This is a genomic window from Paraburkholderia edwinii (genome assembly GCF_019428685.1).
Classification (GTDB): Bacteria; Pseudomonadota; Gammaproteobacteria; order Burkholderiales; family Burkholderiaceae; genus Paraburkholderia; species Paraburkholderia edwinii.
Window position 1 is genome coordinate 2,645,903 of the sequence record NZ_CP080095.1, and the last position, 20,098, is coordinate 2,666,000.

Genomic DNA, 20,098 nt, shown 5'->3' on the forward strand with positions numbered 1-20,098 from the left:
CGGGCGGGTGTCCGCGACCGGTCGAAAGTTCAGGCGGCCTTGCGGGCGGCACCCGCGTCTGACTCGAGCAGGCCCATGACGTCTTCTTCGCGCATGACGAGCAGTTCCTCGCCATCAACCTTGACGGTCTGGCCTGCGTATTTGCCGAAGAGCACGTGGTCACCGACTTTCAGCTGGAGCGCGCGCAGCGTTCCATCCTGCAGCAGCCGGCCGTCGCCGACTGCGACGACTTCGCCCTGTTCTGGTTTTTCTGCCGCTGAATCGGGAATCACGATGCCCGAAGCCGTCGTCCTTTGCGTTTCGATTCGCTTGACGATAACCCGGTCGTAGAGGGGACGAATCTGCATTTCCATCTCCTGAGCGATTAAAGGATCACCAATAAGGGAATCCGGCTGCGGGTACGGGGGCATGGGGGAAGCCTCCGCGCAGCCGAGCCAATGTCTGGCGGAAAGCGAAATAGAGGCGCGCATCGCGCCCTTCAAGTGGGCTTGAAACCGGCTCTTTGTAACAAATTGTTTCAACGTGAGAGCAGGATGCGATGAACGCTGCCGAGGCGATAAACCGTACGCCCACGCCCGTCAGGCCGGCGTGGCGCTGGTGAAACCGGACACGGTGGCCGACGTCCGCCGTCGGCATCCAGGGTGTCGTCCGGTTCGTTGGGCGTGTCCCACAGGCCGCCCTTGACGGGGCGGAAGAGCCAGCGCAGATACCCTCTGCTCGCGGCAAGCTGCATCAGGTCTTCTCGATCCGTATCGTCACCGAGAAGCTGCTCATCGCGAGTCCTGTACTCGCCGTAGTCGCCGAACGCCTGCCTGCAGGCGAGCGCCTCGGCAGCGCTTGCACCGATCACGTTGCAGCCGCGCTGCTCGACGCGTTCGACCTCCCACGCGCCGGACTGCCAGGCAGCGTCCAGCAGCATGGCGTCCACGGTCTCGAAGCTGTGCCAGGGCGCATCGAGCTGCACGGTCGAGCCCGGAACCGGTCGTGGCGGTAACTCGATGCCGGGCAGGACAAGCGGCGTTGCGCGCCGGAATCCGTGCCAGTGAAGGATTGCGATGAGCGGTGTATTCACCTGCGCTGCCGCCGTCACGGTGACGGCAAAGAGCGGCAGGCGCACTGTGTCGATCTGCTCCTTAAGCCTGTCGAAAAGGTCCATGAAGCCTCCCGATTGACATGTTGCAGGGCCTCTTGAAATTTCCGTTACGTGCGCCATTTTACGCATCGCTCAGGCAGTCGCGATAAGCGCTGCGTGTTTCGATTTGTTTGTCGGCGGGGCTTCCCACGGGCAGACGGACTGGAGCGCGTGGTCCAGTTCGCCTTCGTGAGCGGCCCCGGTTCCAGGGAGCCAGTCATGAGCGATCTCTTCAGCGCCGGTCTGCTGGGCGAATTCGATCGTCTGCAACGGCAGATGGCCAGGGTCTTCGCGGGCTTTCACGCAAGCGTGCGCGCCACGCGCAGCGAAACCTTTTCACCCGTCAGTGCAGCACCGACGACAGCGTAGAAAGATGGTCGCGTTTGCGCCTGGACTCCTTCCGGCAGCATTTTTCTTGCACCGTGCCCCTGTTTGCGGGGCCATGTCTTACAGGAGACGAAAATGCTCAGCCCGCACGAATTTGCGACACTGATGCTGGTTCGTCAGGCGCCGGACCAGCTCGACATGGACCGCGCCGAACTCGACACGCTGCTCGAACGTCAGCTGGTCATGCTCGAACATTGCGGCAAGGGCGCACGCCGCGCATACCTGACCGGGAAGGGCCGAACGTTCCTCGACGCGCTACAAGCGGTGAGCGCAATACCTCGAAGCCAGAAGACCAGCCGCGCTGGCGGTGGGGCAAGGCCAAGCCCGTCCCCCACGCCGGGCAGCCAACCGACGGACAGCGTAGAGCCGCGACATGCAGGCTGAATGGTTGTGAGATCGCAACGCCTGACTTGTCATCTCCGCAGTCGTCTGTGAGCGAGGTTACCGTGCAACTCTCCGGTGACACGTCGTCGCGGCAGTATCCCCTCCCATCGATCTCGCCCGAGCGTAAAGGTCGAGGAATGACAAGGTGCTGCACTTAAAAGACTGGCAGCGAATTCCGCGTGTCCGGACACGTTTCGGTCACGACGCTCAACCGGAGGGTCATAAGCAAACGAGCGGCGTCATCGAGTATCACGACGCTGCGCGCCTTGCTGCCGGTCGGCCACGACATAATTCGCTGATGCGTCGCTCGCGCCGGAGCGACTAACACAGGTGTCTTACTGGCAAATTTCTCGCGTCAAGAACGTCACGCCATGTCGTGGCGGTCGGTTTTGAGATGACCCTACGTGTCGCTGAATGCCATGTAGAGACTGGATTGCCCGCGCCCTGCGGGCTTTTTCATTTCAGCCGGGCATCGCTGGAGGTTAAATACAAATATCTCCAAAAGACCACTGCGCCCGCCGCGTTCGTATGCCGATCGAATCGAGCAGCACGCGGCCACGAATGGTCATTGGCACTCGGCTCGAGAACGTCTGCAAATGGAGTGACGAAATGCTACTGCGGAAGCGTGTGTAGTCCGCCCGAGGATGGTTTTGCGCTACTGGCAGATCTTCTCGAGCAGGCGCAAAAGAGGATCCGGCCCGCCGCCCTTCTGACAGTACGCATCAAACCCCGACACGACGCCAGCCGGCCCGGCGACGGATTCGTCAAGGGCAGTAAATGCGATGAGGATGGTATCTCGCGTCGCAATGTTGTGGCGCAGGCGTCGGGCGAGGGCATAGCCGTCCATTTGCGGCATGTTGATGTCCAGCACGGCGACATCGGGCACCCATGCCGCTACCATGTTTAATGCTGAAGGTCCGTCCAGCGTGTACACCGTCTCGTATCCTGCGATGATCAGTGATGCAGTGATGGCTTCCGCACCGGGACGGTAATCATCGACGACAAGAAGCCGCCGGCCTTGCGGCCCCCCGGGTGACAGCCTACGCGCTGTCCATCTCCTGGTGTTTGCAGAATTCGCCATACATAGAATGCAAATGGTTCGATAGGTAATGGCAACCGGCTGCCAGGCTGGTTGCGCCCGACAGAGAGCTTTCTCGTATGAGCAACGACCGTACCGGGGGAATGCATGAGCCTCGCCGACTTCATTGAAGCTGATCTGCCCGGTCTGACTGACGACTGGACCCGTTACGCGCTTGTGCTCAGCCAGGAGGATAGCCAGCTGACCGAAACTAGCTGCGTGACTCGGCGACTGACATCCTGACGGCGATCGCGACGGATTTGCGTGAGGCGCAGAGCGGCTCGCAGCAGGAAACCAAATCGCGCGGCGACAAGGACGAGCTGAATTCCCCCTTGAACCGGGTCGCGCGTCTGCACGCGGAGGATCGCCTGTCGCACGGTTTCAGCATCGACGATGTGGTTGCCGAGTTCCGTTCCCTGCGCGCGACGGTGCTGCGCCGCTGGCAGAAAACGTCGCCCGCCGGTACCGCGGCGTTCCAGGAGATGATCCGGTTCAACGAGGCGATCGACCAGGTGCTTGCCGAGTCGGTGCGTCACTACGCACACCGCACTGAGCGTATCCGCGACCTGTTCGCTGGCGTCCTGGCCCATGACCTGCGCTCGCCACTGGGCGCAATACTCAATGCCGGCGAAGTACTCTTACACGACGAGGGTCTCTCTTCTGGCGGCGCGAAGGCGGTGGCCTTTGTTCAGCGCGGCGCGATGCGGATGAAACAGATGATCGACGATCTGCTCATCTTCACGCGCACCCGGCTGGGCGACGCGCTGCCGGTCAGTTTCACACCGCAGGATATGGGGCGGATCTGTCGCGATGCGGCGGACGAAGTGCGCGCGTCCTACCCCAATGCCCATATCGAGCTGCGTCTGGCCGGTGAACTCCGGGGCAGGTGGGACGGTAGCCGGCTCAGCCAGTTGCTGGCCAATCTGCTGACGAACGCTGTGCGCTACGGAGCAGGTCCCATCGTTGTCGAAGCCGCCGGTCATGATGGCCAGGTGACCCTGGTCGTATCGAACGAAGGCAATCCGATCCCGGAACGTGCGATGCCCACGCTGTTCGATCCGCTGACCCGGGCGGGGCCGGCCGACCGGCGTGGTACGGCAGCAGGCATGGGGCTGGGCCTGTACATCTGCCGCTGCATTGCTAGCGCGCACCAGGGAACGATAGGGGTCGCCTCTTCAGAAAACGGCACTTCCTTTACCGTCCGCCTGCCATGCTCGCCCGCATGATGCGGCCGGCAACCGGTTCAATTGGCGCGTCGGCTCGTCCGATGGCGCATCACCCTTGTACTTGGGTCCGTCACATCCGCATGAGTCATGTCGTGGTATCCGATATCGCTAATCTTCGCGGCGGGCTGTCTGCTGCGGCGCGCTTTCGAGCGCCGGGGCGACATCCGACAAAACTGACGGAAGCGCAGAAACGGGTCGACGAGAGACAAATGCGTCCGTCGAGGATCGGCCATGAGCGGACGGTCGACGGCGCTACGTAGATCGTTGACGATGTGCCCTTGGTTCAGGCATTAAACTATCGTCCCCCGTAAACAGTAATGAAATCCCGGTGGACTCCTCTATGGCTTGTGACCACTGTGCAGACCTTTGCGTACGCTACGCAATCAGATCTCTTCGCGAGCTACGCAAGGCGATACAAATCGCCGCAGAGAACATCGCTGCTAAAACACTCGAAGAAGTGATTCCCGACCGCACTTTGGATTCAGTCTCGCTCGTTGAACTCGAGAAAGGCTCCGCTTGGGACGACTACGTCGAGTACCATTTTCGTTGTCTGTATTGCGACGAAACCTTTTGGTTGCACGCAGAAACGTATCACGGCAGCGGAGGGTACTGGGAACCGAAAAACTCTGCATCGGTACGCGAAAGCATTGCCAATTAAGTGCGAGCGGCCATGACGTCCGTTGCGCCGTTTGCGTCGATGGGTTTGAATGTCCGTTTTGGGAAAGCGTGAATGTCCCTCTGTGGTCGGTTTCGGGCGACCGCATCGGGCAGTGACCGGCCAATGGGCGTCGTTCGACGCTGCGCAGTCTGGTTCCGCCCGCATCCCTAAGCGATCACTCACGGATCTTCGGCGAAGAACCACGCCGCCATCGTCCGTGCCAGTTCGAGCACGACCTCCGCGTCGGTCCGTCCGGAGGACGCGCGCACGTGAAACGAATGATCTGCGTCGTCCACCACATGCAGCGTGGCGCGTGGCCCCAGCGTCTTGACGACCGGCCTCAGCAGGTGAAGCTCTGCCAGCTTGTCGCGCGTGCCCTGCAGAAAGAGCATTGGCACCGTGACATCCGCCAGGTGTCGTGCCCGCTCCACGCCGGGCGCGCCCGCCGGGTGCAACGGGAACGCGACGAAAGCGAGGCCACGCACGCCGTCGAGTGGGGAGATGGCCTGGGCCTGGGACGTCATGCGGCCGCCATACGACCTGCCGCCGGCGAAGAGCGGCAGGGCTGGCAGCCGCCGGCGGGCCTCCGCGACGGCTGCCTGCACGGCAGCATGTGCCACGGCCGGCGAGTCCACCCGCCTGGAGCCTCGCTCCATGTACGGAAACTGGTAGCGCAATGTGGCGACATTGACAGCCGCAAGCGCGTCGGCCAATGACGACATGCCGGCGTGCTGCATGCCCGCCCCGGCACCGTGCGCGAAGACATACAGGGCTCGCGCGCCCTCCGGCACTCGGAGGAGCGCAGAGACCTTGGTGCCGTCGGGCAGTGCCAAGGAAAGCGATTCTGGGTCGTCCATCGTTTCAGGTCGTGTCGTTGTGGCCTTAGCCCCGATTCTGCATCAATGAGGCATCGGGGAGCGTTTGTGGCGGCCTCCGGCAAGGCATTTTCGCGGCCACCGCTCGTCGCGCTCGCGGTAACTCAATAGAAGAGGGTTTATTTGCCGCAGTTTCTGAGTTGATACGTTGTCCTGGGCCGGTATAGGCGGGAGCATCAAGTACTAACGAGGACTATGCCGCGTTCACGTTCGGATCCAACCGCGTCGCGCCAGGAACGACATGTTCGCGGAGCGCCATTTCCGGCCAGACGTCGTTTCGAAAAGCAGATAAATAGCGGTTAGCGCCAGGATACCTGTAAAGGGTTGGTATAGCCGCACTTCCTCGAGAATGCCGAAGACGAAAATGCTCAGCGTATACAGTGTCATCGTAATGCCAATAGCGAGCAGATTCTTTGCTTTCTCGCGATATCCCACGTATGTGCATGCAAGGAAAACGACAATGATCATTGCGTACAGGATGGCAAATTTATTGCCCGTGAGAAGCACCGTCCCGTTATCCAAGTGATGGAAATGATTTTCGAATTTCTCATGTAACGTATCTGTGCCCACGCCGGCTAGCATCGATGCCTTGAAGAGTACTTTTCTTAGCACCTCGGTGATCGCAATGCTCGCGACAACGAGACCTGTGCCCCACGTCAATGGACGAACTGCTATCCGCTGACCGAATACGATCGGTGAGACACCCCTCAAGATCAGGAACAGCCCAATAAAAATGCAGGACTCCCGGTTAAGAACAAAAATAACAAACAGGATCACGAATGGAAGAATGCCGGCGCTTCTAACGGCAAACAGAAAAAGCATAGTGAGCGTCACCGATTCGATGAAGTCCCAAGGATAGCTAAAATAGTGTATGCAGCACACCCATAGCACCGACGATGAGACAAGCGCTAGCACAGTAAGGCTGACCTTGCGGGTCAGTAAATAGGCACAACCGCATAAAGCGAAATTTTCCAACATGAGGAATATCTTCGCAAATTCGTTGTACGGATTCTGCGAGACATTCCTGAACAGATCCAACAGGTACGGGCCAAGAAGTCGATTCTGAAAGGCTCGCCAGTGGGGCGTCCCGCTCAGGACTCCGTCCGAGGCGGCAAGCAACATATCCATATTAGCGACATGCTTTCTCGCCCAGAAGACATATTCGATCCACGTGCAACACGCGACACACAAAAGCAATGTCACAACACCAAGCGGAAGCATTGCGCTTCTTGTGTAGCTCGTCGGATTCATTTTTCCACGCCTGAGGAGATTTGAGCAAAACGGGTTGGCAGTGTTCACTGCCGCACACCGCGTACCAATCGTCGACTCATCAGATCGCCAGTACCATGAACACACCGCACAATCCGATCACCGCGCAACTCACACGATCCTTGAACGTGAAGACGATGGGGTCATCGTGCATCTGTCCGCGAAAGGCGAGCATCCAGATGCGGCTTACCCAATAAAGCGTCAGTGCGAACACAGGCCACAGCATCTGCGGATGCCGGTAGAGCAGCTTGAACTCGGGTGAATTCAAGTAAAGCGCGAGCACGAGTACGGCGAGATAGCCAGCCGCCGTGCCGTAGGAGCGCAGGATCGACATGTCCTGCGTAATGTACCCACGCCCAGCCGCCTCCGTCTTGCCCTGCTGAAGCATGGCCTCGAGTTCGACATAGCGTTTGAGCATGGCGAGACTGAGGAAGATCGGCACGCTAAAAAGAATCAGCCAGTAAGACAGTGAAATGTTGTTGCATTCGCCGCCGGCGATCACACGGACCGTGTAGAGGCTGGCTAAGGTGAAAACATCGATTAGCGCGATCCGCTTGAGTACAAACGAATAGGCCACCGTGGCGGTCATGTATGCAATGAGCACCGCGCCGAATTGCCACGGCAGCAAAGCAGCGATCCCGAGCCCGGCAACGAGCAGCACAATCGTAAGCACGATACCGAGCGAGAGTGGCAGCTTGCCCGATGCAAAGGGGCGGCTCTGCTTGCGAGGGTGGCGCCGGTCGGCATCGAGATCGAGCATGTCGTTCAGCAGATAGACCGATGACGCGGTCAGGCTGAACGATGCAAACGCGAGACAGGACGCGAGCACTGCCTGTAAGTCGTCGAAACGGTGCCCCAGGAGTAGCGGCAAAAAGATCAGAGAATTTTTGACCCACTGATGCACACGCATTTCTTTGAGCATGAGCGGAATCAGACGACGTTTCTCTTCAAAAAAGACGATTTCGGCATTTGCCTTGCGTGCGATTTTAGCGATCTGCCGGTTCCCGACAACGATTGCCAGACGTGCGCGCTGCCACACAGGTACGTCTGCGCGCGCGTCGCCACAGTAGTCGAAGCCGTGGTCGCCGAACTGCTTGACGAGGGCTGCAGCCTTAAGTTTCCCGCTCAGGTTCATGCTCGCGTTGCTTGCGAGTACGCCGTTGAAAAGGCCGAAGTGAGCCGCCACCTGGCTTGCGAATCGCTGGTTGGATGCCGTGCATAGGTAGAGCGGCCGGCCCGCCAGGCGCGCTTCGCGCAAATAGTCGACCAATTGGCCGTTATAGGGCAACACACCCACATCGAGCGTCACACGCAGTGCGATTTGTTCCTTTAGATAGGCCTTGCCCCGCAGCAGCCAGAACACGCAAAGGAATATCGATAGTGGCTGCCGTTTGAGCAGCACGAAGAAACTCTCGAACAGAAAATCAGCCCGTGTGAGCGTGCCATCCAGGTCCACACACAGTGGAACTGCGGGATCTGACATATCGATACCCTCTCGCGCTTCTTGGGGGGCATGGCAGCGAACGCGCTATGCCGAACTCACGGAATAACCGTAGGGCATGGCTGTGCAGGAATCTGTACGCCAGCGTACGAGAGTACGTCGAAAACAGTTGTCAATACTTACAGAATATGCTTTGCGGTTAAATCGACACGACACATGCGAAATGACCGATGTTGAAAAAGGTCAAGGGCAACCACCCGATCAGGCAAATACGAAGCGCTTGTCGAGTTGGTACTTTGCGATGTAACCGAGCGTGAGGCCGATCGCCCCGCCGGCAAGGCGTGCCGTCTCCGAATGAAAGAGCGCTTGAGCGGCAAATTCCATGGCCCAGAAGACTGCGGTGGTGGCAAGTCCCATGACGACGTAGCGTGCGAAGGTCTGGATACCGTGCGCCACGCTGCGGTGCTCGTAGTGGAAAATCCATCCCTTGTCGAGCGCATACTTGACGATGAGTCCCACGCCCGTGCCGATGCACACCGCGAGGGGGATTGGAAACGGCCCGTTGTAAAGGCTCCACGCGATCTTCTGGCTAGCGAGATTGGCTGCCATCGAGATGAGCGCGAATAACGCGTACCACGTCACAAGAGCGGTGCGGCTTGCGACGGCAGTGTTCACAGCGAAACTCGCTTAAGCACAAAGCGCGGCAGCGAGCGGACAACAAGCATGATCGCGCTCCAGAACCAAGGGGTATAGAGCAGGTCTTTACCTTGGGCGACGGCGCGCACGATATCTTTACCTACCTCTTCAGGGGTAGCGACGAGAGGCTTGGGTAGGGCAAGGCCCGCCGTCATTGGCGTATCGACGAAGCCGGGCTTGATCGTGAGCACGTGCACGCCTGATTTGAAGAGTCGCGCGCGCAATCCTTCGCAGAAGGTTGTGACGGCAGCCTTTGCAGCGCCGTAGACGTAGTTCGAGGCACGCCCACGGTCGCCCGCCACTGACGAAATCACCGCGATGGTGCCGCTGCGCTGTGCCTCAAACAGGCTGGCGAGCCGCGTGAGTAGCGCAATAGTGGAGAGCGCGTTGGTCGAGAATTCGTGCAGAGTTGCATCCACGTCGCGCTCGCACAGCGCCTGGTCAGCCAGAGTGCCGTGCGCGATAAGCACGATATCGATGGAACCAAGGGCCGTGCGGCAAGCATCAAGCATGGCAGCATGCTGCGTGTGGTCGTTCAGGTCGAGCACGTACGTATGCACGTCTTGCACGCCGCGCACGCGCAAATCCTGTGCGATGGTGTCCAGCCGCGCGGCATGGCGGCCAGCGAGGAACAGGCGCCCACCGGCTGCAGCCCATTGCCGCGCGCACGCGATGGCGATGGCAGAAGAGCCGCCAATAATCAGAATGTTCTTCATGATTGAGTCGTCCGTTTCCAGAAACGCGACATCAGCGCGGGATCGCGGTGCCGCTCGAGCTCCTGCCACGCAGGGTAAGCCGCGCGGAAATGCTCCCCGCTCATGTGCGCATCTTTGGCGGGATACTGGCGACCGCCGGCTTCGGCCACGATCGAGTCGAGCCGGGCGAAGAGCTCAGTGTTGCGCTGTTCGTTTTGCGGGAAGTCGAGGGCAAGCGAAACCCCTTCCATTGGAAACGAGAGCAGGCCAGGTGAAGGGAGGGGGCCGCAACGCTTGAGTACCGCAAGGAATGAGCCGCTACCATTCCGGGCGATCGTGTGCAGGATCGCGTGTAACGCGTCGCACGCGTTCGCAGCAGGTACGACGCATTGATGCTGCTGGAAGCCGTGCCGCCCGTAGATGCGATTCCAGTTGTGGATGTTGTCGAGTGGATAGAAGAAACTGGTCGGGGCCATGCGCGCGAGTTCGATACCGGGCTTCTGGCGCCGATAGTAGAGTGCGTTGAATGCGCGCACCGTTGTACGGCTAACGGGTGAAAACGGCAGGACGAACGGCACACTGCACGCGCGTTTCGCCGGAAAAGAGAAGTCACCGTCGTCTGTGTGATCGCCACTCGTGTAGATGCCTCGTCCGAGTGCTCCGCCGCGCGCAAGGCAATCCACCCACGCTACTCCGTATTCGTGGATGGCCTCCTGGTCGCGTGCGAGGGCTAGGAACTCGTCGAGGTTGGCATAGCGTGTGCGTGAGACGGCGATGTGGCTCGAGCGTACCGGCATGAGCTGGATTTCTACCCATTCGATCACGCCGGTAAGGCCTAGGCCGCCGATCGTCGCACGAAAGAGCGCGGTTTCCTCGTTGAGTGAACATTCGATTGCCGGACGGTCGGAGCGCAGCAGCGAAAAGCGACGCACGTGGCGTCCGAACGTACCGCGCACATGATGGTTCTTGCCATGCACGTCGTTGGCTACTGCGCCCCCAAGCGTGGCGAACTGCGTACCCGGCGTGACCGGCAGCATCCAGCCATGCGGCAAGGAGACGGTGAGCAGTTCACCGAGCGTAATGCCCGCCTCGGCGCGCACGACGCCGTTTGTCCAGTCGGCGCTGATGAAGCGCGCGAGGCACTTCATTGGCAGCACCTGACCGGTGTCCGCGAGGCAACTGTCACCATAGCTGCGGCCGTTGCCAAACGCGAGCGTCGTACCGAGCCGCGCGTGGGCGTCGGCCAGGCGCGGCTGGATGACATCACGCCAGGCAAGCGCCTCACCCGACTGGTGAGCATAGGGGTAGCGTCCCCACGATTGCAGCTTTGAGGCGTTCATGTATAACGACACCGTTTCGAATGTCCGGCAATGTGCCAGAACATCGGGCCTTCGACAGTGGGCCAGACCACAGTACAAACGGGGGGCATGTCGTTGCGGCGCTTTCTGGTCGTTCTGCACTCGCGCTACACGCGAATCTTCGCAATGAGGTCTCTTTCCGCCGGCAGCGAAAATATGTTGCATCGCCGCTAAAACCATCCTATAACCATCCATATGGATGGTCACTGGATGGAATATGAAAAAAGCTGCGATTCCCGAGACCCTTCGCACCAAAGGCGGAGAGTCCGAAAAAATCACGATCAATCTCGTTCCCGTAGACCTCGGTCAGATCGATCTTCTCGTTGAAGAAGGCTTCTATTCGAACCGTACCGACCTGATCCGAACAGCCATCCGCAATCAGCTTGCGTTACACGCTCAGGTCGTTCAGGAGACCGTCACACGCCGCGCGCTCGTGCTCGGCATGCAGCATTTTTCCAGGCAGGACCTTGAGGCAGTCCGCACGGCGCGCGAGCGTCTCGACATCCAGGTGCTCGGACTGGCCAGCATTGCGGCTGACGTCTCACCGGAACTCGCGCGCGCAACGATTGGAAGTGTCGCGGTGCTGGGGGCATTTCACGCGACACCGGCTGTCAAGGCAGCGCTCGCCGACCGTATCCGGTAGCCGCCGCGGCCGAACCTGACATCACTCTGCTTACCGGACCACATCATGAAATTGAATGAAGGATTCCTGAACTCGATGCACGAAGCGATGGCCTTGTTGCGTACACGCGGCCCTGCCGAAGCGACGGCGGCAATACAACGCGCGTTGCGCGGTGAAGGCACTCGGGCGGCGAACGACATGTCGGATGTAACGGTATCCACTCCCGTGGACGCCCCGCTTTACCGGACGAACAGGTACGACGTCCCGCCGCGTGCGACGGAATGGGTACCCTCAGATGTCGAAGATCGCGGACATTTCAGCACGCACTCGTATTCAAATGCTGCTGGCCGTCGGCAATATCGGCTCTATGTGCCGGCAGGGGCCGCGAGCACACCGATGCCGCTCGTTGTCATGCTGCATGGCTGTACCCAGGACGCTGATGACTTCGCAGCCGGAACCCAGATGAATGCGCTCGCCGAGCGTCACCGGTTTCTTGTCGCGTATCCGGTGCAGCCGAAGCAGGCCAATCCGTCGAAGTGCTGGAACTGGTTCAGGCCGGGTGATCAGTCGCGAGAACGCGGCGAGCCGGCCCTGATCGCGGGCATCACGCGCGAGATCATTGCCATGCACGATGTCGACCCTACGCGGGTGTACGTGGCGGGCCTGTCCGCCGGCGGCGCAATGGCGGCAATCATGATTAGCGAGTATCCCGAACTGTACGCCGCGGCCGGCGTACATTCCGGTCTCGCTGCGCGTTGTGCGCATAACTTGCCGTCTGCGCTCGCCGCGATGAAAGGCGGCACACATCCCGCAGAGGCGCGACGCGCGCAATGCGATTCGTTTGCGCCGCAACGGCCCATGATCGTTTTTCATGGCGATGCTGATGCCACGGTTCACCTGTCGAATGCTGCCCGGATCGTGCGCGGTTTTGAAACACAACACGATGGTGTCGACGAAGCACGTCGTAGCGGGGCGGGCCGACGTGACTGCACGGTAGTGCGGCTGGTTTCCCGCGGTGGCGTCGATGCCGAGCTATGGACCATTCACGGCGCGCCGCACGCATGGGCAGGCGGCAGTGCGCGCGGCAGTTATACGGACGCAAGCGGGCCGGACGCGAGTGGCGAAATGCTACGCTTCTTTCTTGATCATCCGCAACGTCCGTAGTGCAGGCCAGCGCCGTGTCGTGCCGGTGCCACTATTCGATTTCATTTTATGGATGTCGTCTTGCACGGCGGCATGCGGAGCGTGGAGTCTCAAACCCTCCCGATCAACCCGCCGTGACCCAGAGTAGTACTGCTCGATTCGAAGCAACGAGCACTCGTTCGTTCCCGCACTATCCTTGAAGCGCACAACAGGCAACCAGGTGAGCGCATTGCGCAACTTGAAGAACAGTTTCGCGTGGCGCAGAACAAGTTAGCTCTGCGAGCGTGGTCTGTAATGATCGCTCATGCACGTGCTGGTTTGTCAATCGATATGACGGCGCAGTCACGTTTCAGGCACGTTTTGGGCACGGTTAAGGATAGTCGATGCGAAACACTTCGATATAACATAACAACGAATGGTTAATGCTCCCCGGGAATGGGGTCACTGCTGCTGAGCAGTCGTTCTTCCACAAGCCGTACGTAAGCATCGGCAAGTTACCACGTCATCCGTAGCTTTTCGTGAGTGGGTTTGTTGGTTCGTGCCGGTCAACAACGTTTTGGAGTACGTCCCGTGACGCCCACCATCGTCGAATATCCAGCCCACGCTTCGCCAGAGCAACGAGAGAAATGGAAACTCGAATTGGAGAATCTATATGGCTTGACGTGTCCGTCCGATCCCGAGGAGCATTCGGCAGCCTGGTCTAAATCCTGGTATGCCGGTCAGGTGGGCGTGCTGGATTCCCGTGTGAAGGATCAAACCCGGGTTTCCCTGCCTCCAGGCAAACACCCCATCAGCGAAGACAGCATGTTCGTTGTGATCATTGCGAGCGGTTCGGTAGTCATCTCGCAGCATGGCGAGGAAAGAACGTTCACCGCGGGTAGCGTGCTGACCTTAGATCCAGCATGGTCGTATGGGGGGCGTTTTGTTGGTTCGACGCGTCTGGTCGCGCTCAGATTGCCCAAACTGGCACTCAAGGCACGTGGATACATCTACGGATCGCGTCGAATCATGGTTCCTGAGCAGTCGTCTTCGGACGTCACGCTTCTTAGAGAGATGTTGATCAGCATCGCTGAAAGCAGAGAGCTGCCGAGTCCGCAATTTCGGGAGAAGCTCGGTGAGCAGATGCTGGACATGACGGAGGCGTTGCTACAAAACACGACCGGTTCTGCCGTGTCCCGGCGCTCCGACCTGATTCTCGTTCGCGCGAAAGCCACGATTGCGAGACACCTGGGCGATTCCCGATTGAACCTCGAGCAGATCGCCGCTGAACTACGCATCTCGGCAAATTACCTGGCGAGGCTCTTTCGAATGGAGGGAGGGACTGCTATGCGATACGTTCTAGAGAAACGCCTTGAGAGGGCTCACAGCCTCCTGAAGCAATCCGGTCGACACCGGATGCAAATTCAGGAGATCGCATACCTATGCGGTTTTGAATCGCCCTCGCATTTTAGCCGTACGTTCAAGCAGCACTTTGGCGTCTCGCCTCGCGATGCGACGGCACTCTACGCCACTCCAAGCACCCAGTCGTTGAACTCGATAACGTAGGGATGTTCGTTCGGGCCTGCATTGTTGCGCAGTTGCTTTGCCCGTTCGAGCACAACTTCGTCTGTATCGGAGCCCAGCAGGCGCATCGTTTCATCGAGGCACTCGCGTAGCGGAATCGCACGAGGTTCTTTGGAGCTGTTCAACAAGTCGGTCTGGGTCCAGGGCGGTACGATCTCGATGACTCGCACGGAGGTCCCGCGCAGCTTGTAGCGCTGGGACAACGCATAGGAGTGCAGCGCAGCCTTTGTCGAGCAATACACTGCTGAGAGAGCGAACGGAGTAAAGGCCAACCACGAGGTGTTGTAGAGAATCGCTGCTTCTTTCTGCCTCTTGAGCTGTTCGATCAGGGCCGAGGTCAGCCTGATCGGACCGAGTAAATTCGTGGCAATCGTGGAAGTTAGCAAGTTCTCGTCGATGGTGCCCGCGGCATCGTCAAACTGCATGATGCCAGCGTTGTTGAAGACAACATTCAGGTCTGGATACTGCTCGATCAGTGTCTGTGAAGCGGCCGCTATGCTGGACGCGTTCTCGATATCGAGTTCCAGGGATTTCATCCCCGGATTGGCGTGAGTCATTTCGTCCAGGAGGTTTTTTCGCCGGCCTGAGATGATGACCTTGTTGCCGAGATCGTGAAAAGCCTGCGCAATACCGCGTCCGATGCCCGAGCCCCCACCTGTGATGAAAACCGTATTGCCTGTCAGTTTCATGGCCGTGTTTCCTGTATGTGCGCTTATGTCGGAGTCGAGGTTGATGCGCTATTGAATCGCGGTCGCATCTTCTGAAGGTGGCTATGCAGCCGTGATCCCATTCCTGCAGGCAGTAACCATTGTGACCATGCTATATCGAAGTGTTTCGCATCGACTATCCTTAAACGTGACTGGAACGTGACTGGCGCTGTCGTGTCAATTGACAGACCAGTACGTACACGAGCCCATCCGCGATAACGCCCCAAAAATCAGTCCGGCAACGCTATCGCACCGCGCCTCAGCATCAATCGCAAAAGCGCGAGCAACGCGACAAGACAGATACCGAATGCCGCCACGATGTGCAATTCCGGAATTGTCTCGATCAGAAGATGATCGAACGCGACAAGCGCGTAAGCGAGCACGGGCAGTCCCGTGTAAAAGCGCGTAGTGCTGTGAACCCGGTATCGCGGCACCAATCGAAAGGCAACTGCGACTATCAGATAGATGGTGATTGTGGTGACGATCCATCCCACGAAATTCTGGAAGGGAACGCCAAAGTAGGGTCCACCGTTTTCCCAGATCCAGACGCCGGACTTCGCCTTGCCGGGATCCATCACCGCGTCCCACGCGGTCATCGCTGTCGCAGCGATGAGTGCTCTCGCAAGTACGCCGCTGATTGACCAGGGCGTGCTCGCGTCCTCGAGGAGAACGTGCGCCACGATCCAGCTTGCATAGACCATCATGAACCAGGCCAACGGAATGATGAGCGGTACGCCCGAAATCTTGACGCCGAGCGCGTCACCGTAGTGGTAATCGCCGTACACCGTGCCGGTTGCAACACCCACGCACTCGAAACCCCAGGACACGGCGACACAGACGAGCAGGAATAGTAGCGCCCGACGCCAGCCAAGCACATCGCTGGCGTGCAAGATCGAAAAGGCCGCGAAGAGCACGGTGAATCCGGTAGCGCCCACGCTGGGAAGCGACGCCCCGGTCAAGGCCGATAGCCATGTACAGGCATAGCGCAGAAAGATTCCAGCGAGCAGTAACCGCACAAACAATCGCTTTAGTCGAACTGACGCGACTTCACGCAGTCGAGCAGTATCGTTGTCTGAAGTGTCAAAGTTGGGTGGCATAGGATCTCTGATGAAAATAGTTTCGGTAACCGACCAATTCCCGTAGTAACCGCGGAACACAACGCTATTCAAGATCGTGCGTCCAGTGACAAACCAACCTGCCGTCTTCGGTTTTCTTCCATGTTGCGCGCAGCTTCACTGAGCGCGACGCCAGCGATTCAGGCGCGACTCGCGTGTTAATCGATCTTACGGTCGCGAGGCATATCGGCTTCAGCACCGGCAATGCAGCGCCCATCAGGGTGTCCGGAAGTTCGTCGCTACGCCGGCTGATCACCAGGCGGAGTTCGTTGAGCGCGTTCGTTGTCGTTCGCGTGTCCATAGTCACCTTCGTCTTTAAACGGGAGCGGCATCTAACGACGCACCGCCCCACATAGACCTTGGGAGTTGAAAACCTTTTCCAAACCGCTTGGGAATTCGGATAAGGCAGCGTATTGCCCAATCGATCATGTCAATCGACAGGACGTACTCGCCGGTGCGCGAAGTGGACTACGGGAAGATGGTCGGCGCACTTGTACCCATAACAAATGGAACATGACGGCTATTCCAAATCATTGGGTAAACTAAGTGTGTGATGGTAAAGTCCGACACCCGTGCAGCGCGCCAAAGCGTGATCGATACGTTCGACCACTACAACGCGTCACGACGGTGCAGGCACGGACATCGAGCCAGGGATCCGGTTATGCGCCAGCCGCATCACGAGGGGAGACACCAAAGTGCTGCTTAAACATACGGCTAAAGTGCGATGGCGATTCAAAGCCACAAATATATGCGATCTCCTGTATCTGCATGCGGTGCTGACCGACTTGCTTGACGAGGCTATGAGCCCTATCGAGGCGCTTCTCCAGCACGTAGCGCATGACAGTCGTTCCATCCATTCGGAACAGCCTTGCCAGATAATTTGCCGAGATGCGAAGTTCAGTCGCAATCTGGTCGAGACTCAAACGGGAGTCGCCAAGACGCCTGGCGATCATTGTTTTCGCACGCAGAATAAGAATGTCGGATCGTCCGGACACTAAAGAATCGGCCGAATCACCAAGCAACGTTTCCATCATGTCCAGTGTCTGTTCACCCACTCTCTCCCGGAATGGCAGGCTAGGCGGTTCCATCTGATTAGCGACGCAGAGCAACAGGTCTCGAAGAAAAGTCACGTCCGGAGACGATAGTTGGGGAACAATGATTCGACGCGAACCGTATGGGTATCCGCGTGCCTTGAGTGCCTGCTTGGGCACTTTTAAAGCCACGAGACGTGATGAACCGGGAAAGCGATCCTGAAATGGCCATGCCCCGTCTACGGTAAGAACGCTACCCGCAGGGAACACTCTTTCATCTCCATGCTGTGAGATGACTAGCGAACCGCTGGCAACGACCTTTACAAACACGCAATCTTCGCCGACCGGGGATTTGCCCTGCATCAGGGAGGCCCATGTCTGGCATCTCACGCGGGAATCGAGGACACCTACCTGACCGGCGTACCAGGTTTTAGACCAGCAGGCGAAATTCTCTGCGAAATCCGACGGACACGTCATGCCACACTGATTCTCGAACTCGTACCTCCATTTCTCCTGCTGCTTTGACGAAGGATTGGCTGGATATTCGACGATGGTGAGCGTCAAGGAACATCTCCAAACGTTGACCGGCACCAAACCGGAAGTGATTGCGGCGCCGCATGACAAACCGAAAATGTGCGAAGCGATCGTGGTCGCGTGGAGCCGATGTGCAGATCAGGTCACTATGAACGTGGCAAGTGCTCCCGCTATCAGTGCCGAACTCGGTGTGCCGTTTCGAAGTTCCGAACGACAACAATACATTTTTCGCCCGGCGGGGAGCTTTCAACATACTGAACGTCCGTAAGATTCGGCCTCTGCCAACTCCTGTTCAGCGTGTCGGCGCGTACGGAAAACATCTGGAGTGCTAGAGATATTCCGGCAACCTGGAATTGTGATTCCGATGGCGAGCAAGTGCCGGGGACGGGAGGGACGGTTCGATGCTACCTCGCACCGGGCGGCGCGAAAGATGAAGCCTTGTCCTGTCGACCGATACGGCAGACCAGGAACGTTTTCATCATGAATGAGGCACGTTTGAGGATAGTCGATGGGAAATACTTCGATATAACATCGCCATCGAGGGTTAGCGCATCAAGAATGTGTCCGGGCAGGAGTGGGTGCCTGGCGCGTACTGGCACGTCTGGCAGCCCCGTTGCTCAGGTAGAGATGATCAAATCATGATCAGGAGCAGGTATCCCATCGCTTGTGCGAGCGTCGAGATGCGCGTCCACGCTTTCGGTAGCGATTGAAACTTCTTCGGGAAAAACACTAGACAGGGAATCGTCATGGTGACGCTCGCCGACGCTGGGGAGTGTTGACGATGTCATCGTATATCGATGCATCTCACATCGACTATCGTTACACGTGCCTGATTCGTGACTAAACCGTTCCATTGACCGGCACGAAACCGGAAGCTATCGCGGTGCCCCAGGAAAAACCGAAGATGTGCGAAGCGATCGGTTGCAGTTGAATGTGTCTGCGCATGCGCATCTGCTTCGCCTCTGCAATTGACGAACGCTCAATCATCCTGATTGGAAGAAAATGGTCCGGTGCCGATCCAGGTACCTGACCGATCTAATCAGGGAGATTGCAATGAATGAATGGGCATTGAGACGGACTGCCTGGAGGTGGCTCGGTTGCGCGGCGCTCTTAACCGCCGGCATTTTTGCTACGCGCGCGCTGCATGCGGCACCGCTGCACGGCTACGGCGCGGACGCGACGCATACTTCGGTTTCAGGGCTATCTTCGGGCGCCTTCATGGCCGCGCAGTTCGACGTCGCGTGGTCGAAGCATCTGGTAGGCGCCGGCATCGTCGCGGGCGGTCCGTTCTACTGCGCCGGCCTGTTTCCACTTTCGAGTCCCGCCAGCGTCGCGCAGACCCAGTGCATGAATCCGACCGGCAATACGGGACCGCGTGCGCAAGACGCACTTAAGGCAGCGCGTAAGTTCGCAGCTGAACAGCGCATCGACGATGTCAGCGGGCTCGCCTCGCAGCGCGTCTATGTGTTCAGCGGTACCCAGGACCATATCGTCGCGACCCGTGTGGTCGCACAGGTTCCGCTCTTCTATAAGCTCGCCGGTGCACCCGACGACCACATTCGATATATCGACAACGTGGCAGCAGGTCATGGGCTCATCACGAATAGCGGCGTGAATAACACCTGCACACTGTCGCAGCCGCCGTTCATCAACAATTGCGGCTTTGAACAGTCGCAAGACATTCTGCGCTGGATTTACGGCAAGCTGAACGCGCCGACCACGGCGCCCGCGGGCAATCTGCTCAGTTTCGATCAGGGCGCGTTCGATCCCGACGATAAGGCTTCGCTGGGTCCGACCGGTTACGTCTATGTGCCAACCGCCTGCGCGCAGCCGGGTAGCGCGTGCCGCATTCACGTCGCGTTTCACGGTTGTTTGCAGAACGCACAGAAGATCGGCGATCTCTATGCGCTTAGCACCGGCTACAACGAGATCGCGGAGAGCAATCGCATCATCGTTCTTTATCCGCAGGCGGGGACCTCGGCAAAGAACCCGCTTGGCTGTTGGGATTTCTGGGGCTACACGAGCGCCGATCCGCTAAAGCCGGACTTCTATTCAAAAAACGCGCCGCAGATCGCCGCTGTGATGCGCATGGTCAAGCGCCTTTCTGATCGGGCGCGCTGAGTGACGATCTCAAGCCAACGTCAAAAGGCGTCCCGCTGAAGGCAAGGGCCAGGGACGTTGGCG

At 58.8% G+C, this 20,098-nt stretch carries 21 protein-coding genes; 8 read left to right on the forward strand and 13 right to left on the reverse strand.

Going from position 1 to position 20,098, the window contains the following annotated elements:
- Positions 1–29 precede the first annotated feature (29 nt).
- Positions 30–347 (reverse strand): co-chaperone GroES, encoded by a 318-nt coding sequence (locus tag KZJ38_RS11705; protein ID WP_219800275.1) that lies wholly within the window; start codon positions 345–347, stop codon positions 30–32.
- 170 nt (positions 348–517) lie between these two features.
- Positions 518–1,156 carry a diguanylate cyclase gene (locus KZJ38_RS11710; protein WP_219796066.1) on the reverse strand — a complete coding sequence of 213 codons (639 nt, stop codon included), beginning with the start codon at positions 1,154–1,156 and terminating at the stop codon, positions 518–520.
- A gap of 195 nt (positions 1,157–1,351) precedes the next feature.
- Here KZJ38_RS11710 and KZJ38_RS11715 point away from each other — a divergent pair, with 195 nt between their 5' ends.
- Together KZJ38_RS11715 and KZJ38_RS36495 are read left to right on the forward strand one after the other, a co-directional pair.
- Positions 1,352–1,501: a hypothetical protein gene (locus KZJ38_RS11715; RefSeq protein ID WP_246641441.1), complete on the forward strand. Its 150-nt coding sequence runs from the start codon at positions 1,352–1,354 to the stop codon at positions 1,499–1,501.
- Positions 1,502–1,594: 93 nt separating this feature from the next.
- The gene (locus KZJ38_RS36495; RefSeq protein ID WP_246641442.1) at positions 1,595–1,903 is read left to right on the forward strand and encodes a hypothetical protein; all 309 of its coding nucleotides are present in this window, start codon (positions 1,595–1,597) and stop codon (positions 1,901–1,903) included.
- 655 nt (positions 1,904–2,558) lie between these two features.
- Here the strand turns inward: KZJ38_RS36495 and KZJ38_RS11725 are convergent.
- Positions 2,559–2,984, reverse strand: a complete 426-nt coding sequence (locus KZJ38_RS11725) for a response regulator (RefSeq protein ID WP_219796067.1) — start codon at positions 2,982–2,984, stop codon at positions 2,559–2,561.
- A gap of 257 nt (positions 2,985–3,241) precedes the next feature.
- Here KZJ38_RS11725 and KZJ38_RS11730 point away from each other — a divergent pair, with 257 nt between their 5' ends.
- Complete coding sequence (locus KZJ38_RS11730) at positions 3,242–4,207, forward strand: sensor histidine kinase (RefSeq protein ID WP_246641443.1); 966 nt, start codon at positions 3,242–3,244, stop codon at positions 4,205–4,207.
- An 837-nt stretch (positions 4,208–5,044) separates the two neighbouring features.
- Here the strand turns inward: KZJ38_RS11730 and KZJ38_RS11735 are convergent.
- The 6 genes from KZJ38_RS11735 to KZJ38_RS11760 form a co-directional block, all read right to left on the reverse strand.
- On the reverse strand, positions 5,045–5,722 hold the full coding sequence (locus KZJ38_RS11735; protein WP_219796068.1) for an alpha/beta hydrolase family protein: 678 nt from the start codon (positions 5,720–5,722) through the stop codon (positions 5,045–5,047).
- A 222-nt stretch (positions 5,723–5,944) separates the two neighbouring features.
- Positions 5,945–6,991, reverse strand: a complete 1,047-nt coding sequence (locus tag KZJ38_RS11740; protein ID WP_219796069.1) for a hypothetical protein — start codon at positions 6,989–6,991, stop codon at positions 5,945–5,947.
- Between the two features lie 79 nt (positions 6,992–7,070).
- Positions 7,071–8,492: a UbiA family prenyltransferase gene (locus KZJ38_RS11745; protein WP_219796070.1), complete on the reverse strand. Its 1,422-nt coding sequence runs from the start codon at positions 8,490–8,492 to the stop codon at positions 7,071–7,073.
- A 219-nt stretch (positions 8,493–8,711) separates the two neighbouring features.
- Entirely contained in the window at positions 8,712–9,125 is a 414-nt protein-coding gene (locus KZJ38_RS11750; protein WP_219796071.1) for a GtrA family protein, read from the reverse strand.
- A complete protein-coding gene (locus tag KZJ38_RS11755) occupies positions 9,122–9,862 on the reverse strand; it encodes an SDR family oxidoreductase (protein WP_219796072.1) in 741 nt (246 codons plus the stop codon). Before KZJ38_RS11755 ends, KZJ38_RS11750 begins: the two co-directional genes overlap by 4 nt.
- Positions 9,859–11,181, reverse strand: coding sequence for an FAD-binding oxidoreductase (locus KZJ38_RS11760; protein ID WP_219800276.1), 1,323 nt, complete (start codon positions 11,179–11,181; stop codon positions 9,859–9,861). Before KZJ38_RS11760 ends, KZJ38_RS11755 begins: the two co-directional genes overlap by 4 nt.
- Before the next feature lie 235 nt (positions 11,182–11,416).
- Between KZJ38_RS11760 and KZJ38_RS11765 the strand changes: the two genes are divergently transcribed.
- From KZJ38_RS11765 to KZJ38_RS11775, 3 genes are all read left to right on the forward strand, one after another.
- Complete coding sequence (locus KZJ38_RS11765) at positions 11,417–11,842, forward strand: CopG family transcriptional regulator (RefSeq protein ID WP_219796073.1); 426 nt, start codon at positions 11,417–11,419, stop codon at positions 11,840–11,842.
- A gap of 45 nt (positions 11,843–11,887) precedes the next feature.
- A complete protein-coding gene (locus tag KZJ38_RS11770; protein ID WP_219796074.1) occupies positions 11,888–12,985 on the forward strand; it encodes an extracellular catalytic domain type 1 short-chain-length polyhydroxyalkanoate depolymerase in 1,098 nt (365 codons plus the stop codon).
- Positions 12,986–13,534: 549 nt separating this feature from the next.
- Positions 13,535–14,509 carry a helix-turn-helix transcriptional regulator gene (locus KZJ38_RS11775; RefSeq protein ID WP_219796075.1) on the forward strand — a complete coding sequence of 325 codons (975 nt, stop codon included), beginning with the start codon at positions 13,535–13,537 and terminating at the stop codon, positions 14,507–14,509.
- Here KZJ38_RS11775 and KZJ38_RS11780 read toward each other — a convergent pair.
- The 4 genes from KZJ38_RS11780 to KZJ38_RS11795 all read right to left on the reverse strand — a co-directional run bounded on the left by KZJ38_RS11780 (position 14,467) and on the right by KZJ38_RS11795 (position 17,944).
- On the reverse strand, positions 14,467–15,216 hold the full coding sequence (locus KZJ38_RS11780; protein WP_219796076.1) for an SDR family oxidoreductase: 750 nt from the start codon (positions 15,214–15,216) through the stop codon (positions 14,467–14,469). The two genes, KZJ38_RS11775 and KZJ38_RS11780, sit on opposite strands and share 43 nt — an antisense overlap.
- Positions 15,217–15,464: 248 nt before the next feature.
- Entirely contained in the window at positions 15,465–16,193 is a 729-nt protein-coding gene (locus KZJ38_RS11785) for a carotenoid biosynthesis protein (RefSeq protein ID WP_219796077.1), read from the reverse strand.
- A 202-nt stretch (positions 16,194–16,395) separates the two neighbouring features.
- Positions 16,396–16,650 carry a hypothetical protein gene (locus KZJ38_RS11790; RefSeq protein WP_219796078.1) on the reverse strand — a complete coding sequence of 85 codons (255 nt, stop codon included), beginning with the start codon at positions 16,648–16,650 and terminating at the stop codon, positions 16,396–16,398.
- A gap of 358 nt (positions 16,651–17,008) precedes the next feature.
- The gene (locus KZJ38_RS11795) at positions 17,009–17,944 is read right to left on the reverse strand and encodes an AraC family transcriptional regulator (protein ID WP_219796079.1); all 936 of its coding nucleotides are present in this window, start codon (positions 17,942–17,944) and stop codon (positions 17,009–17,011) included.
- On the opposite strand from KZJ38_RS11795, the gene KZJ38_RS11800 reads away from it, so the two are divergent.
- The gene (locus KZJ38_RS11800) at positions 17,931–18,182 is read left to right on the forward strand and encodes a hypothetical protein (RefSeq protein ID WP_219796080.1); all 252 of its coding nucleotides are present in this window, start codon (positions 17,931–17,933) and stop codon (positions 18,180–18,182) included. The genes KZJ38_RS11795 and KZJ38_RS11800 overlap by 14 nt on opposite strands.
- Positions 18,183–18,967: 785 nt before the next feature.
- Entirely contained in the window at positions 18,968–20,035 is a 1,068-nt protein-coding gene (locus KZJ38_RS11805; RefSeq protein WP_219796081.1) for an extracellular catalytic domain type 2 short-chain-length polyhydroxyalkanoate depolymerase, read from the forward strand.
- Positions 20,036–20,098: the final 63 nt, after the last annotated feature.